Genomic DNA, 15,898 nt, shown 5'->3' with positions numbered 1-15,898 from the left:
ACACCATGCTCGACGGATTCGTACCTTTTCCTGCCGACTTTGCCCAACGCTACCGCGCCCAAGGCTACTGGCGCGACCAGTCGCTGGCGCAAGAGTTTGCCACGGTGTTCGCCAAGTTCGCCAGCCGCACCTCGCTGGTGGACGGCGCGCGCCGCTACACCTATGCCGAGCTGGACCGGCAAAGCAGCAACCTGGCGCTGAACCTGCTGGAACTCGGCCTGCAGCCGCAGGACCGGGTGATCCCGACGCTGCCCAATGTGGCCGAATTCGTGGTGCTGTACTTTGCGCTGCAAAAGATAGGCTGCATCCCGATCGCCGCGCTGGTGACGCACCGGTTTACAGAGATCAACCAGTTCACCCAGCTATCGCAGGCCCGCTGCTGCGTCTACCCCGACCAGTTGGGCGACTTCCGCTTCAGCCCCATGGTTGAGCGCGTGCAAGCCGAGCACGCCTGCCTGCGGCTGCGCATCGTGCTGGGCCAGCCTGGTCCTGGCGAACATTCGCTGGTGGATTTGATCGAGCGCCCGGCAACCTTGCCGCTGAGCATGCTGGCCGACATCCAGATCGACCCGACGGCACCCTGCATCTTCCAGCTGTCGGGTGGCACTACCGGCATCCCTAAACTGATCCCGCGCACCAACAACGACTACGCCTACAACTCCAAGGTGGCAGCCGAAGTGGCTGGCGTGGGCGGTGACTCGGTGTTGCTGCTGGTGCTGCCCATTGCCCACAACCTGCCGCTGGCCTGCCCGGGCATACAGGGCTTTTTGTTCAATGGTGCCACCGTGGTGCTGCATGCGAACACCAAGCCGGCGGAGATGTTTGCGCTGATCCAGCAGCACCGCGTGACGCACTTGAAGGTGGTGCCAGCGCTGCTGATCCGGCTCATTAACGACCCCGCTATTGCCGACTTTGACGTGACGTCGGTGCAGCAAATCCAGAGTGGCGGCCAGCGCATGCAGCCCGAGGTGCGCATCCGCACGCGCCAACTATTTGCCAATGCCTTTGTGCAAGAAAACTTCGGCATGAGCGAAGGCCTGCTGATGTTCGTGCGCAAGGGCGACGCTGAAGACGTGCTGCTGGAAACCTGCGGTCGCCCAGTCTGCGACGACGACGAGGTCAAGCTGATCGACGACGAGGGCCACACCGTGGCGCCGGGCGAGGTGGGCGAGCTGGCCTGCCGTGGCCCGTATACCTTGCGCGGCTACTACGGCGTGCCCGAGTACAACGCGCGCCAGTTCACGCCCGACGGCTTCTACCGTTCCGGCGACCTGATGCGCCAGCACCCCTCGGGCAACTACATCGTGGAGGGCCGCAAGAAGGACTTGATCAACCGTGGCGGTGAAAAGATCAGCGCGGAAGAGGTCGAGAACCTGATCCTGATGCACCCGGCGGTGCAGAACGTGGCCTGTGTCCCCATGCCCGATGCGGCCATGGGCGAAAAGATGTGCGCCTACGTGGTGCTGAAGGCCGGCCAATCGCTGACGTTACCCGCGCTGGTGGAGTTTTTGAAAACCCACGAGATCGCCAAGTTCAAGCTGCCCGAGCGGCTGGAAGTGTTGCCCGACTTCCCGGTGTCCACCTTCGGCAAGGTCTCCAAGAAGGCCTTGGGCGAGCTCGTAGCGGCCAAGATAAAAACCGAGCTTGGCGCAGTAGCGGCCTAGGCTTATAGCTATCAATTTAGGAATATCCATGCGTATCATCGACCTGCACTGCTACCCCGGCACCCAAACCTGGATCGACGCCCAGGGCCCATACCCCGAAGCTCTGGCAAGCTACTGGAAGCGCGACTGGGTGGCCAAGACCGAAGACGGCGTCATCGCCGAATTCGCTGCGGCTGGTGTAGAGGCCTGCCTGGTGGCGCTCGACCTCGAAACCACGGTGGCCACACCGCCTTGCACCAACGAATACGTGCACGGCATGTGGCAGCGCCACCCCCAGCGCGTCATCCAGTGCTGGGGCGCTGTAGAGCCGGCGAAGGGCGAGGTCGCCATCCGCCAGGTGAAGAAGGCCGTGACGGAGCTCGGTTTCATCGGCTTCCACTTCCATCCCATCATGCAGCACTTCGCGGTGAACGACCGGCGCCACTACGACCTGTTTGAAGAGATCAACGCACTCGGCGCGGCGGTAATGATTGATGTGGGCACCACCGGCATGGGTGCGGGCATGCCCGGCGGCCACGGTGCGCGCATCCGCCATGCGCACCCCGGCGCCATTGACGACCTGGCGGCGGACTTTCCAAACCTGAAGATCATCATGGCCCACCCCGGCTGGCCCTGGGTGGACGAAACCACGGCCGTGGCGCTGCACAAGGGCAATGTGTTCTGGGAAATGTCTGGCTGGGCACCCAAGCATTTTCCGGGCAACCTCAAGGTGGACATCCGGGGGCGCCTGCAGGACAAGATCATGTTCGGCAGCGATTACCCCAGCCTGCCCTACGAGCGCATCCTGCGTGAATGGAGCGAGCTGGGCTACAAGGACGAGGTGATGGAAAAGATCATGCACGGCAACGCCGAGCGTGTGCTGGGCCTTTGACGTAAGCCACTCCATGCACAAATCTTTTTACACATTCGCTGCGGCGCTACTCGCCGCTTGGCTTTCCGTGGCCTGCGCCGGTGCTGATAGCGTGCCCTATTCAGCCGCCGATGACATTGTGGGCGTGACGGGCGGCAGCGTAGCCGCTGCTGCGGAATCGACCGCCACCGTGCGCGTCTTCAAGGCCATGCCGTTCGCCGCACCGCCCGTAGGTGCACTGCGCTGGGCCGCACCCGCGCCTGTGGTGGCCTGGGCCGGCGTGCGCCGCAACGATGCGTTCTCTGCAGGCTGCTACCAGGGTAGCCGACCCGCCGGCTTGCCTGGCTCCATCCTCTACCAGCCCATTGCCGCACAGAGTGAAGATTGTCTGTACCTGAACGTCTGGACTGGTGCCGCCAGAGCCAGCGAAAAGCGGCCGGTGATGCTGCTGGTGCATGGCGGTGGCTACCAGCTGGGCGCCGGTTCGCAGGGCAATTACAGCGGCATCGGCCTAGCCGAAAAAGGCGCCGTGGTGGTCACGCTGAACTACCGGCTGGGCCCGCTGGGCTTTCTGGCGCACCCCGGGCTCAGCGCCGAGTCGGGCCAGCATGTGTCAGGCAACTACGCCTTGCTGGACGCCATCGCTGCGCTGAAGTGGGTGCAGTCCAACATCGCCGCCTTTGGTGGTGACCCGGCCAACATCACTCTCTACAGCGAGTCGGCTGGCTCCGGCCTGTCCAGCGTGTTGCTGGCCTCGCCGTTGGCGGCCAACCTGTTCCACAGGCTGGTGATCGAGAGCCTGGCGAGCTTACCCGCCGGTGCACCCAACACCACGCTGGCCCAGGCGGAAGCTGCGGGCACCACGTTTGCCAGCAACCTGGGGGCTACCGACCTGGCCGCACTGCGTGCCAAAACGCCGCAGCAGATCATGGCCGGTGCGGGCTCGTATATCGGCCCCATCGTCGATGGCGTGGTGTGGCCCGACCAGTTGGACCTGCTGCTGGCCCAGGGCAAGATCCACGACGTGCCTTTGCTGGTGGGCTGGAATGCCGACGAGGGCACGCCTTACCCGGCATTTGCCACCACGCTGGCGGGCTATAACAGCACGGCTGCGGCGCGCTATGGCACTTTTGCCGCACAGTTCAAGGCGGTGTATCCCGCGAGCAGCGACAGCGACGTATTGGCCATGGCCTACCAGCCTATGCGCGACAGCTTTTTTGCCTGGCAGCCATGGACCCTGGCGCGGGCCCACGCGGCGCAGCACAAGTCCAAGACTTTTTTGTACCACTTCACGCGCCGCCCGGCCTACTACGCGGACCAGAAGTTCAATGAGCAAGACCCGCCCGCCAACTTCGGCGCCTACCACTCGCTGGAGCAGGTTTACTTCTACAACAACCTGGACCGCAGCGTGCCAGCACGCCCGTATGACGCCACCGACCGGCGCATAGCGGATGCTGCGTCCAGCTACCTTGTCAACTTTGCCCGTACCGGTAACCCGAACGGTGGCGACCTGGTGGCCTGGCCCGAGTTCACTGGCGCCAGCAGCCCGGCGCTGTTCATTGGCGACGGCATTGCCCCGGCTGCTGCGCCGTTCCGCCCGGCGTTGGACTTCTTTGATGCCTACTACGCCCAGGCTCTTGGCCGGGCCCTGCCTTTCTAACGGGGATACGCATGCAAACAGCATTTATCTGCGACGGTATCCGCACCCCCATAGGCCGCTACGGTGGCGCCTTGGCTGGCGTGCGCACCGATGACCTGGGCGCGCTGCCGCTGCAGGCCTTGATGGCGCGCCATCCGGGCCTGGACTGGAACCGCTTGGAAGAGGTGTACTTTGGTTGCGTCAACCAGGCAGGAGAAGACAACCGCAACGTGGCCCGCATGAGCGCGCTGCTGGCCGGTTTGCCTGTTACGGTGGCGGCGGCCACGGTGAACCGCTTGTGCGGCTCTGGACTGGAAGCGATTGCCAGCGCGGCGCGTGGCATTGCCGCTGGTCAGCTGGACCTGGCGCTGGCTGGCGGCGTGGAAAGCATGAGCCGCGCGCCGCTGGTCATGCCGAAAGCCAGCAGTGCCTTCTCGCGCCAGGCGGAAATTTTTGATTCCACCATCGGCTGGCGCTTCGTCAATCCGCGTATGGAAGACCTGTACGGCGTGGACGCGATGGGCGACACGGCCGAAAACGTGGCGCAAGAGCACGGCATTTCCCGCGCCGAACAGGATGCGTTCGCGCTGCGCAGCCAGCAGCGCACGGCCCGCGCCCAGGCGGCGGGCTGGTTCATTGGGGAGATCGTGCCCGTCAGTGTGCCCGGTGGGCGCAAAGTCGATAGCCTGGTGGTGGCGCAAGACGAGCACCCGCGTGCTGACACCACCCTGGACAGCCTGGCGCGCTTGAAGCCGGTCTTCCGCGCTGGGGGCAGCGTCACGGCGGGCAATTCGTCCGGCGTCAATGACGGCGCTGCTGCCTTGCTGCTGGCCAGCGAAGCCGGGGCCGCGCGTGCTGGCCTGCAGCCGCGCGCCCGCGTGCTCGGTATTGCCAGCGCCGGCGTGGCGCCGCGCGTCATGGGCATAGGCCCGGTGCCGGCGGTACAGAAGCTGCTGGCGCAGACGGGGCTGTCTATCTCCGACTTCGATGTGGTCGAACTCAACGAGGCTTTTGCCGCACAAGGCCTGGCCGTGCTGCGCGCGCTGGGTCTGCCCGACGACGGTGAACACGTCAACCCGAACGGCGGCGCGATTGCGCTGGGCCACCCGCTGGGCATGTCCGGCATCCGCCTGGCGCTGACGGCGCTGCGCCAGCTGGAGCACACGGGTGGCCGGCGTGCGCTGGTGACCATGTGCATAGGCGTGGGCCAGGGCATCGCGCTGGCTATTGAGCGAGTTTGAGCGAGTCTGAACGAATCTGAAAGAACACCATGCAAACCGATCCCATCCTCTACGAGCAGCGCGGCCCCATCGCCCTGCTGACGTTGAACCGTCCCGACACCCGCAATGCGCTGAGCGGGGAGGCCATGTTTGCCGCATTTGAAGACCTGTTCGCGCGGCTGAATACCGACATGCAGATCCGCGCCGCCGTGCTGACCGGCGCAGGCAGTGCGTTTTGCTCTGGCGGCAATGTGGCCGAGATGCGCGACAGGGCCGGCATGTTTGCCGGCTCACCCACGCAGATCGCCGCCAACTACCGCGCCGGCATCCAGCGCATTCCGCGCGCCTTCCAGTCGCTGCAGGTCCCCATCATCGCGGCGGTCAACGGCCCGGCCATTGGCGCGGGTAACGACCTGGCCTGCATGTGCGATATCCGCATCGCCAGTACATCGGCCCGTTTTGCAGAGAGTTTTGTCAAGGTGGGCATCGTGCCCGGCGATGGCGGCTGCTGGCTGCTGCCCCGCGCGGTGGGGGCCTCCAAGGCGGCCGAGCTGGCCCTGACAGGCGACACCATCGACGCCGATGAGGCCTTGCGTATCGGCCTGGTGTCGCGCCTGGTGGAACCCCATGCCTTGCTGGATGCCGCGCTGGCCTTGGCCGAGCGCATTGCAGCCAATCCGCCGCAGGTACTGCGCTGGACCAAGCAGCTGCTGCAGCAGGCCCGCACCCGCACACTGGACGAGGCGCTGGACACCGCAGCCGACCTGCAAGGCCATGCCCACCACACAGCCGACCATGCCGAGGCGGTAGCGGCCTTCTTTGAAAAACGTGCGCCGGTGTTCGGCGGCTGAAGGAGGCGTATGGAACAGATTCTTCTGGAAGAACAGCCGGCGCCCGGCGTGGTGATGCTGCGGCTGCACCGCCCCGCCGTGCTGAACGCGCTGAACCTGGCGCTGCGCCAGGCCTTGGCCGAGGCTTTTGCCCGCTTGGATGCAGATACCGCCGTGCGCGCCATCGTCCTGGCCGGCAGTGAGCGCGCCTTCTGTGCCGGTGCCGACCTGCGTGAGTACGTGGACGCCACGCCGTCCGAAATCATCGCCCGGCAGATGGACAAACTCTGGGGCGCCATCAGCAGCTGCCGCAAGCCGGTGATTGCTGCGGTGCGCGGCCATGCGTTGGGTGGCGGCTGCGAGCTGGCCATGCATGCTGACATTCTGCTGGCAGGGCAGGGCGCGCGCTTCGGCCAGCCCGAGGTGTTGATTGGTCTGATGCCCGGCGGCGGCGCCACCCAGCGCCTGACCCGGGCGGTGGGCAAGTTCCGTGCAATGCAGCTGCTGCTAACCGGCGCCGCCATCACCGCCGCCGACGCGCTGGCGATGGGCCTGGCAAGCGAGGTGCTGCCCGATGAGCAGGTCGAAGCCCGCGCCTTGGCGCTGGCCCAGCAGCTGGCGGCCGGCCCGCAGCAGGCGCTGCGTTTCATCAAGGAGGCGGTGCTGCAAGGCATGCACCTGCCGCTGGAGCAGGGACTGCAGTTCGAGCGCAAATCGTTTCAGCTGCTGTTTGCCACTGAGGACAAGACCGAGGGCATACGCGCGCGGCTGGAGAAACGGGCAGCGCAGTTCACCGAGCCATAGAGTTTCGGGATTGCCGCTGGTGTAAAAACAATGACAGGAGACAAAAAATGAAAAGTGTTCGCAGTCCGTGGTGGATCGTGGTGGGCTCGGTACTGGGCCTGGTGGTGGGCAATGGCCCGGTGATGCAGTTCAGCTTTGGCGTGTTCGTGATGCCGGTGTCGCAGGCCCTGCATGCCGAGCGCGGCACACTGTCGGCGGCGCTGATGGTGGGGCTGCTGATGACCGGGCTGGCTACGCCCATCGCCGGGCGCCTGGTGGACCGCTTCGGCATCCGTGCCGTGGCGCTGCCGGCCATCACGCTGTTTGGGCTGGCCATGGCCGGTATTGGTCTGTTTGCCGATGCCACATGGGCCTTTGTGGCCCTGTACGGCCTGGCCGGCATCGTGGCTGCGGGGCAAACCCCGCTGACTTATTGCAAAGCCGTCTCGTCGGCATTTGATGCCAAGCGCGGCTTGGCGCTGGGCATCTCGATTGCCGGCGTGGGGCTGGGCACGGCGCTGGTGCCGCTGTTTGCGCAGCGTGTGCTGGCCGAGTTCGGCTGGCGCGCTGCCTATGTCGGGCTGGGTGCGTTGACTCTGGTGATTGCGCTGCCGGCCATGGCCTTCTTGGTGGCGCGGCGGGATGCGACAACCGGCACGGCACGGGCCAAGGCACCGACCAGCTTGCCCGGTCTGACGGCCCGCCAGGCGCTGCGCAGCCAGGCCTTTTGGAAGCTGGCGTTGAGCTTCTTTCTGGTCGCACTGGCGGCCAGCGGCACGATTGCCCATATCGTGCCGATGATGGTGGACCGCGGCATGGAAGCTCGCAGCGCCACGGCGGCACTGAGTGCGGCCGGAGTTGCGCTGATAGGTGGCCGCCTGCTGGCCGGCTACCTGCTGGACCGGATTTTTGCGCCATATATCGCGATCGTGTTTTTCGCGCTGCCTCTGGTCGGTATCGGCATGCTGCTGGGTAGCAGCGCTACGGCACTTTTGGTGCCGGCTGCTGTTCTGGTGGGCTTGGGCTTGGGCGCCGAGGTGGATTTGATCGCCTTTTTGCAGTCGCGCTACCTGGGCTTGCGGGCGTTTGGCGAAATCTATGGCTACCTGTTCGCAGTCTTCATGCTGGGCTCAGCCATGGGGCCGTTTGTGATGGGTATGAGCTACCAGCATCTGCACAGCTACGCCCCTGCCATGGGCTTGCTGGCGGCCGGGTTGCTCGTCGCGATCTACCTGATGTTCCGGCTGGGCGCTTACTTGTTTGGCGCCGCGCCAAGCGCGCGCGGGCAAGTTACCAGCGCAGAAGTACGTACCGCCCACTAAATTGTTTTGCTATTGAATGGATAGCTACTGGTGCAGGTAGTACGTGCGCTACAGGCTGATTTCTTATAAATTGGCAGTGCGCTGTGTTTGGCTGCCACCGAGCAAAGGCAGGGCCAGCAACGTGCAGCCGCTGGCCAGCAGCCAGACCAGCGGCGATGCCAATAGTTGTTCACCCTCGGCCAGCGCACAAAACAGCGCCAGCGCGGCAAACAGCGCAGCACTCAGCCCGCTAGAGGCGCGCAGATAGGCCGGGCGGTTGCGCCGCTGGTCCGTCCCAGGTCAGCAGCGCGCCCAGCAGGCACAGCACGGCCAGCAGGCTGTAGATCGTGGCAAAGCCGTGCTGCAGCGCCACGGCCGGCAGCAGCAGCGCGCCGATGCCGCCGCCCTTTGGCACGGCGGTCTGGCGGATGCTCATCGCCAGGCTGCGCTCAGCGTCGGCAAACCACAGCATCACCGCCCGTCCGCTGGCGCCGTTCACGCTGCCGCCCGGCAGGCCAACCAGCACCAACCCGCCGGCCAGCAAGCCCAGCGGTGGAATCTGCCCGTGCGATGGCGCGGCCCACAGCGCCATCGCCGCAAATCACTCTGGCCCTGCGCTGGGCCAGTAGCGAGCCCGAGCCGCCGGTACAGCGGCTAGCGGAGTTGCTGACCGAGTCGGCGCAACAGAATGTGCGAGGGCGGGCGTATGTTGGGCGGTAGACCGCAAGCGGGTGCGCTGCAAAAATGGGATGGGCTGCGGCATTCCATATATGCCGAAGGCGTTGAGGGGATGATGAAGCCCATACAGTGTTCTCCACTCCCGCTTTTTCCAGTGGCGTCCCTGGCGCTTCTGTCTGCATGATGCTGGGGGTGTAACCAGCACTGGGCTGGCAGAGCGTATGTGGCCAGAGCGGAGAACCCACCGTTGGCCTTTTCATCGTTCGAATTGTGGTCAAACTTTGATATACCGCCAAAATGAAACGACATACTAGCCACGATAGAACCAATAAGCGGGTCCAGCTATGAAGAACAGCAGCATTCTGTTGGTAGACGATGATCTGGTGATCATTCGCAGCATGAGCCGTATTTTGTCGAATGTGGCCGAGCTGCGCTTTGCCCTAGATGGTGACACCGCCTTGCGTTTGGCCCGTGAATCGCCACCCGATTTGATCTTGCTGGATGCTGAAATGCCGGGCACGAGCGGCTTCCAGGTGTGCGAAACCCTTATGGCGGACCCCGAGTTTGCCGATGTGGCCATCATCTTTGTGACGAGCCATAGCGATACGGAGGTGCATATCGCTGGACTGGAGCTGGGGGCGGTGGACTTTATTGCCAAACCTATTAGCGAGCCCTTGCTGCTGGCCCGTGTCAAAAGCCAGTTGCGTATCAAGCGCCTTACCGACGAGTTGCGCCATACCTCGACGGTGGATGCGCTCACACAAATCGCAAATCGGCGCCGTTTTGATGCCAGGTTGTCCCGTGAATGGCTGCGTTGTGCGCGCGAAAAGGACGGCCTCGCCGTGCTGCTGATCGATGTGGACTATTTCAAGCGGTTCAACGACCACTACGGCCACCCGGCTGGTGACGGTTGCTTGCGCGCGGTGGCACTGACTCTGGAACAAAGCTGTCAGCGCCCGTCTGATTTGGTCGCCCGCTATGGGGGGGAGGAGTTTGCAATTTTGCTCCCAGATGTCACGCTGGCTGGTGCCCAGCATGTGGCGCAACGCGTCTTGGATGCCATGGATGTATTGGCGCTGCCGCACGCCGGCTCAAGCATTGCCAGCCATGTCACGGTCAGCGTGGGCATTGGCTTTCTGGACAGCGTGCCTCAAGCATGTACCGAACGTGACCTGATCCTCGCTGCAGACAAAGCCCTGTACGCAGCCAAAGGTGCGGGCCGCGCGCAGGTTTGGGCCTTGCGGGCCGACCATCTCTCATCGCAGGGGCCACATTGGCTCTGTGCGTCGCTCAATCGCACGGATACGGACTTATTGCCATGAAGCCGTCTTTCAGTTTGGTCAGGCCGGGTTATGGCGAGGCTCTGCAAAAGCCCTCTGTCCGTGCGGCGATGGTGTTTGCGGCGGGCTTGCTGCTGTCCATGTGCGCTGCGGTTTGGCAGCACTTTGAAAATAACAAGCTTGCTGAACAACGTTTTGCAGTGCTGATGCAAGACACCGTCGGTGAGGTGCAGCACCGTCTGGGCATCTACGAATATGGCTTGCGAGGTGTGCGGGGTGCCGCTTTGAGCGCCGGGTTTGACCAGTTGGGCCGGCGAGATTTCCGGCATTACGCGCAAAGCCGCAATATCGAGAAAGAGTTCCCTGGCGCGCGCGGCTTTGGCGTGATACGCCGTGTACCGCCAGAGCAAGAGGCTGCGTTTGTAGCCGCTTCTCAGGCCGATGGCTGGCCCAACTTTGCGGTGCGGCAGCTGCAGCCGCACGTTGGCGAACGCTATGTAATCCAATATATCGAGCCAGCATCCACCAATGGCGTGGCGGTGGGCCTGGACATAGCGTCTGAAGAAAGTCGCAAGTTCGCTGCAGATCAAGCCATGCGCACGGGTTTGCCTACCCTCACTGGGCCCATTACTTTGGTGCAAACCAAGGGGAAGTCGAGGACATCTTTTCTGCTGCTATTGCCGATTTACCGCCCCGACTCTGAGCTTAGTACAGAGGAGGAGCGTATCGTGGCAACCCAGGGTTGGTCGTATGCGCCTTTGGCGATAGACGAGGTACTTGCAGGGGCCGATTTGCACCGCGACAAATTGATGTTGAAGCTCAAAGATGTGGCGGGAGCCGAGACGCACACGTTTTATAGCCAGTCCACAGATCTACCTGTTGCGGAAGGGATGCAGCAGAGCGTTCGCATCGCCATCTTTGGCCGCACCTGGGAGCTAAGTTTGCAGCCCACCCAGCTGTTCGTGGAACAGTTGAGCCTTGTTGGCCCTGGCGCGGTTGCGGCCATGGGCGCATTCATCAGCCTGCTTTTGGCAATCATGGCGTATGTGCGCCAGCAAGTGGTGCAGCAAGTGGCGCAAGTACAGTTGGAGCGATCACAGCGGGCATCGATGGTGGAGTTTTCTGCCGACGCCATCATTGCGGTTTCATTGGACGGTATGGTGCTGAACTGGAATCCGGCCGCTGAAAAACTCTTGGGCTATTCCGCCGCGCAGGCGTTAAAGCGTCCGTTGTCAGAGTTGATCTCGAACCATTCGTTTACGCCCGAAGGGGGAGACGCAACCAATGCTACCGATGCCGCAGCGGCAGGGAACTTTCGTGGTGTTTATGAAACGGTTTATGCCAACCGGCAAGGAGACCTGATCGACGTAGCCGTGACAGTTGCCCCCATCATTGATGCTGCCGGGCGCACTGTAGGGCAGGTGAGGACTGTCCGCGACATCCGTGATACCAAGCAAGCACAAGCGCAGGTGAGATTGCTGAACGCCAGCCTCGAGCAGCAGGTGCTGCAGCGCACCCAGCAGTTGGACGCAACCCGCCGTGACTTGCAGAATATTTTGGACGCCATACCGTCGCTTATCGCCTATTGGGACCGGGGTTTGGTCAACAAGTTCGCCAACCATGCCTATGAAGATTGGTTTGGTGTGGAGCCCGGTGCATTGCAGGGCAAGAATATTCGTGATCTATTGGGCGAAGACATATATGCGCGCAACTTGCCGTATATGGAGTCGGCTCTAGCGGGCGTGCCACAGACGTTTGAACGGGCTATTCCCATGCCGGATGGCTCGGGGGTGCGGCATTCCCTTGCGCACTATTTGCCGGATGTTGTGGATGGCGAAGTGCAAGGTTTTTATGTCTTTGTCCACGATGTCTCCGAACTTGTCGAAGGGCGCCTGGCGTTGGCAGAGCTGCAGCGCGACAACACGGCGCTGTTGCATACCATCCACCTGCACACCATCGTGTCTGCCACGGACCGGGCAGGTCGCATCACCGAGGTGAACGATGCGTTTTGTAGCATCTCAGGCTACACCCGCGAAGAGCTGTTGGGGCAAACCCATCGCATGGTGAACTCCGGCCTGCAGGGGGCTGACTTTTGGCCGCAAGTATGGCGGACCATCTCTGCCGGCTTGCCTTGGCGCGGCGATATTTGCAACCGCGCAAAAGATGGCTCCTTGTATTGGGTCAACAGCATCATTGCTCCTTTCATGGGCGCCGACGGCAAGGTGGAGCGCTATATCTCCATCCGCAGTGATGTGACCGCCTCCAAATTGGCCGAGCAAGAGCTGCGGGCCAGCCAGTCGCTTCTGCAGCGCGCGAGCCGCGTGGCCAAATTGGGCGCCTGGGAGGTGGATATGGATACCGCGACCGTCACCTGGTCGCCGGAGCTGAAAAAGATCCATGAAGTGCCCATGGATTACCAACCTAGCCTGGATGCAGGTCTGAGCTTTTACGAGGAAGAGGACCGTCCTGTCATTGAAGCCGCTATCAGCAAGGCCTTGGCGGACAATGCAGCTTGGGACCTGGAGGTCCGTATGCGCACCCACCTAGGGCGGCAGATATGGGTGCGGGTGCTGGGTGAACCTGAATTTGAGGCTGGTCGGGTGGTGCGCTTGGTCGGCATTCTGCTAGATATTACGGGCCGAAAACAGACAGAGATTGCCTTGGCCGATGAGCGCCATTTGATGGCCTCTCTGCTAGATACGGTGCCCGACCAGATTTACTTCAAGGACCTGGAATGCCGGTTCTTGCGCATCAACCCTGGACTGGCCAAACGTTATGGTCTGGAAAAGCCTGATCTGGCCATAGGCAAATCGGATGCCGATTTCTTTTCTACGCAGCATGCCGAGGGGACTGCGCGCCTGGAAAGGCAGATCATGGATACCGGTGTGCCTGTGGTGGACCTGGAGGAGCAGGAAACCTGGCCAGATCGGCCACCAACCTGGAATCTCTCTACCAAGATGCCCTTGCGCGATTCCCTTGGCCGGACGATTGGCATCTTCGGCATTTCGCGCGACATCACCGCCCGTAAGCAAGTCGAAGCCCAGCTGCACGACACCAATTTGCGCTTTGAAATGGCTGCAGACGGCGCGGGGTTGGGTGTGTGGGATTTGGATCTTGTTAACCGCGCTCTGCATTGGGATGCGCGGGTTTTTGAGCTGTTTGGCGTGGCGTCGACGATTGGCCTGGATCCGTTGGCAGTGTGGGAGCAGTGCCTGCATCCAGACGATAGAGCCCACTACGAAGCCGCTGCCGCTAAAGCTCTGCTTGGTTCCGACCCGCTGGTGGTGGAGTTTCGGATCTGTCGTCCGGATGGCGAGGTGCGCTATTTGAAATCTGCTGCACGGGTACAGCGCGACGCGGACGGAAAGCCGATCAGACTCACTGGTGTGAACTTTGATGTGACGCAAAGCAAGCTGGCCGAGCAGCGGTTGACGGAGACCAGCTCCTTGCTGCAAAACGTGCTGGAGGCGGCATCCGAGGTGTCCATCATCGCGACCGATGCGAATCTCGTTATCCGTATTTTCAACGCGGGCGCTCAGCGATTGCTGGGCTACTCTGCAGAAGAGATGGTGGGTTTGCACACACCTGTGGTGATCCACGACGCAACGGAAATACAAGCGCGCAGCCGGGAGATGGCCGAGCAGCTCGGCTATCCGATCGAAGGCGGCGCAGTGTTTACCGACCCCTCGGTGTTCCGCGAACCGCGTGAGTGGACGTATATCCACAAAAATGGCAGCAGGGTGACTGTCGCGCTCGTAGTTACAGCCATGCAGACTGCAGATGGCAGCGTGTTTGGTTACCTAGGGGTGGCATACGATGTTTCTAAGCAAAAGCAGGTCGAGCTGACTTTGCGCAAAGCCATACATCAAGCCAAGCAGGCGAGTCGCGCCAAGAGCCAGTTTCTGGCCAATATGAGCCACGAGATTCGTACGCCGATGAATGCGGTGATTGGTCTGTCCTATCTTTTAGGACACACGCAGCTGGATACGGAGCAGACTGCCTTTCTGGACAAAATCCGAACGGCCAGCCAGTCTTTGCTGGTTTTGATCAACGATGTGCTGGACCTGTCCAAGATTGAAGCCAATGAGATGGCGATTGAGCATGTGCCGATCGACCTCAGCCTGCTGCTGCGCAACCTGTCTGAACTCATGGCCATGCAGGTGCAGGCTAAGGGGTTGGAATTCGAAATACATGCGGGCCCAGGGGTGCCGGACGTTGTGAAGGGCGACGCTACACGGCTACAGCAGGTGTTGACCAACCTCTTGTCCAACGCCGTCAAGTTCACCGAAGCTGGCAAGGTGAGCCTGGATGTTCGGTTGTTGGCCGACACACCGGACAGCATGCGTTTGCGCTTCGAGGTGCGAGACAGCGGCATTGGTATTTCGCCTGCAGCCCAGACCAGGCTGTTTCAGCCCTTTGTGCAAGAGGATTCCACCACCACGCGCCGTTTTGGCGGTACCGGGCTGGGCCTGTCCATCGTGAAGCACCTGGTCACCCTGATGGGCGGGGAGCTGGGGCTGAACAGCACGCAAGGACTGGGCAGCGAGTTCTGGTTCGAGCTGGAGTTTGGCGTTGTGGCGCAAAGCGAGCGCGCCGGGATACAAAGCAATCGAGACCTCAGCGTCGGTACCGGCTTGCAGGCAGTGCGTGTGCTGGTGGTGGACGACAGCGAAATCAACCTGGAGGTGGCCAAGCGCATTCTGCAGCTAGAAGGTGCGCAGGTCAGTCTGGCTGGCCGTGGTCAGCAGGCGATCGATATGTTGGCAGCGCAACCAGACGCTTATGACGCAGTGTTAATGGATGTGCAAATGCCCGAGCTGGACGGCCTGACTGCAACCCGCCTGATCCGCACCCAACTGGGCCTGACCGGTCTGCCCATCATTGCGCTGACCGCGGGTGCCATGCTGGAGGAGCAGCAAGAAGCGGTAGCTGCCGGAATGGATGATTTTGTAGCCAAGCCCTTTGAAGTGCGGCAATTGGTCAACGTCATCCGGCGCCACCTGCCATTTACGCCATTGCAAGCCGAGTCCGGCGCCCGACCCGATAGCCCGGCGGCTGGCGCATCTGATTGGCCCAACATCTACGGTGTGGATACAAGCGCTGCCTCGGGTCGTGTGGGGGGGGATTTGTCCTTATTTTTAAGTATGTTGAAGTTGCTGTTGGGTGAATTTGAAGACAAGCCGCTGGACACTCAAGAGCTTCGGTCCAATTTCAAGGGAAGAATGCATAGGCTCAGAGGCACAGCAGGAACGCTGGGCCTTAGTACGGTAGAGAAGCTTGCGGCAGAAGCTGAGTCAGACTGTTTGACAGCGCCGCCCGCCCAGATGGTGCAGTGGGTTCAGAAAATCGACCTGGAGCTGCAAAAAATTCAGCGCAGTGCTGGGCCGCACCTGGATGCTTACAGTCGCGCTCTGGAAACTGCGGGCAGTGCATCTGCGGTGCCTCTTGACCCCCAAGAGCTTGTCAACCTGCGTAAGCTTTTGTTAAGACAAAACATGGAAGCTTTGGATAAATTTGAAGAGATTCAGGCGCAGATCAGGCCATTGCTGGACCGGGCAGAATTTCAAAAATTGCAGGACTGCATGGAAAGACTGCAGTTTGAAGCAGCGGCGCAATTACTGCACAAGCTATGCATGTGACCCCCTGCCACAAA

9 protein-coding genes and 1 pseudogene are annotated in these 15,898 nt (G+C 62.0%); 9 read left to right on the top strand and 1 reads right to left on the bottom strand.

The genetic code is table 11. The annotated features are described in order from the left end of the window. Positions 1-5: 5 nt before the first annotated feature. Genes AC4BBN_RS15980 through AC4BBN_RS15950 form a run of 7 tightly spaced genes read left to right on the top strand, consistent with a single transcriptional unit; the run spans position 6 to position 8,308 of the window. Complete coding sequence (locus AC4BBN_RS15980) at positions 6-1,664, top strand: (2,3-dihydroxybenzoyl)adenylate synthase (RefSeq protein ID WP_490592990.1); 1,659 nt, start codon at positions 6-8, stop codon at positions 1,662-1,664. A 28-nt stretch (positions 1,665-1,692) separates the two neighbouring features. Continuing rightward, positions 1,693-2,535: an amidohydrolase family protein gene (locus AC4BBN_RS15975; RefSeq protein WP_490592989.1), complete on the top strand. Its 843-nt coding sequence runs from the start codon at positions 1,693-1,695 to the stop codon at positions 2,533-2,535. Between the two features lie 13 nt (positions 2,536-2,548). Beyond that, on the top strand, positions 2,549-4,174 hold the full coding sequence (locus AC4BBN_RS15970) for a carboxylesterase/lipase family protein (protein WP_490592988.1): 1,626 nt from the start codon (positions 2,549-2,551) through the stop codon (positions 4,172-4,174). Between the two features lie 11 nt (positions 4,175-4,185). Beyond that, on the top strand, positions 4,186-5,394 hold the full coding sequence (gene pcaF / locus AC4BBN_RS15965) for a 3-oxoadipyl-CoA thiolase (protein ID WP_490592987.1): 1,209 nt from the start codon (positions 4,186-4,188) through the stop codon (positions 5,392-5,394). A gap of 29 nt (positions 5,395-5,423) precedes the next feature. After that, complete coding sequence (locus AC4BBN_RS15960; protein WP_490592986.1) at positions 5,424-6,224, top strand: crotonase/enoyl-CoA hydratase family protein; 801 nt, start codon at positions 5,424-5,426, stop codon at positions 6,222-6,224. 9 nt (positions 6,225-6,233) lie between these two features. Next, complete coding sequence (locus AC4BBN_RS15955; RefSeq protein ID WP_490592985.1) at positions 6,234-7,007, top strand: enoyl-CoA hydratase-related protein; 774 nt, start codon at positions 6,234-6,236, stop codon at positions 7,005-7,007. Positions 7,008-7,054: 47 nt separating this feature from the next. Then, on the top strand, positions 7,055-8,308 hold the full coding sequence (locus AC4BBN_RS15950; protein WP_490592984.1) for an MFS transporter: 1,254 nt from the start codon (positions 7,055-7,057) through the stop codon (positions 8,306-8,308). A 274-nt stretch (positions 8,309-8,582) separates the two neighbouring features. On the opposite strand, the pseudogene AC4BBN_RS15945 reads toward AC4BBN_RS15950, so the two are convergent. Then, positions 8,583-8,885 (bottom strand): annotated as a pseudogene (locus AC4BBN_RS15945) (MFS transporter); the annotation flags it as partial. Positions 8,886-9,309: 424 nt separating this feature from the next. On the opposite strand from AC4BBN_RS15945, the gene AC4BBN_RS15940 reads away from it, so the two are divergent. Both AC4BBN_RS15940 and AC4BBN_RS15935 read left to right on the top strand, forming a co-directional pair. Further along, positions 9,310-10,287 (top strand): diguanylate cyclase domain-containing protein, encoded by a 978-nt coding sequence (locus AC4BBN_RS15940; RefSeq protein WP_490592983.1) that lies wholly within the window; start codon positions 9,310-9,312, stop codon positions 10,285-10,287. Further along, on the top strand, positions 10,284-15,884 hold the full coding sequence (locus AC4BBN_RS15935) for a PAS domain S-box protein (protein ID WP_490592982.1): 5,601 nt from the start codon (positions 10,284-10,286) through the stop codon (positions 15,882-15,884). The genes AC4BBN_RS15940 and AC4BBN_RS15935 overlap by 4 nt, the downstream gene beginning before the upstream one ends. The last annotated feature ends 14 nt before the right edge of the window (positions 15,885-15,898 follow it).

The organism is Rhodoferax sp. SPJ21 (genome assembly GCF_058216335.1).
The sequence above is the reverse complement of the archived record's forward strand: the minus strand, read 5'-3'. Positions and strand labels throughout refer to the sequence as shown.